Source organism: Sulfitobacter sp. HI0129 (assembly GCF_001635395.1).
Lineage (GTDB): Bacteria > Pseudomonadota > Alphaproteobacteria > Rhodobacterales > Rhodobacteraceae > Sulfitobacter.
In genome coordinates, this window is sequence record NZ_LWGH01000951.1 from 1 (window position 1) to 379 (window position 379).

The window sequence follows — 379 nt, forward strand, 5'->3', positions numbered from 1 at the left end:
GCAATGCGGCTTCTTCGCGGACCTGCCCGCCCGCGATCCAGAGATTGGCGGGCTGCGCGTGCCGCCCTTCGCCCTTTCGCCTAACGGGGGCGATCTGGCAGCGGCACCGCTCTGCCTTGCCCTTACCCCCGGGGGGGCCGTGCTGCACTACGCCGCAGGGAGCCTGACGGTCGAGGAACTGGCGCATATCCGCGAACGGATCGAGGCTGCCTGCGCCCGTGCCGCCGAGGGCGCGGACATCACCTGCGCCGATGTCTGGCCCCTCCCGGAGGCCGAGCGGCGACTGCTGCTGGAGGGTCTCAACGACACCGCCACCGCGTTCGACCCAGACCAGACCATTCACGGGGCCTTCGCGGCGCAGGCCGCGCGCACGCCCGAT

At 72.0% G+C, this 379-nt stretch carries 1 protein-coding gene; it reads left to right on the top strand.

Annotation, left to right across the window (positions count from 1 at the left end; genetic code table 11):
- A partial coding sequence (locus tag A3764_RS25475; RefSeq protein WP_161487525.1) for a hypothetical protein occupies positions 1–379 on the top strand: 379 nt, incomplete at both ends.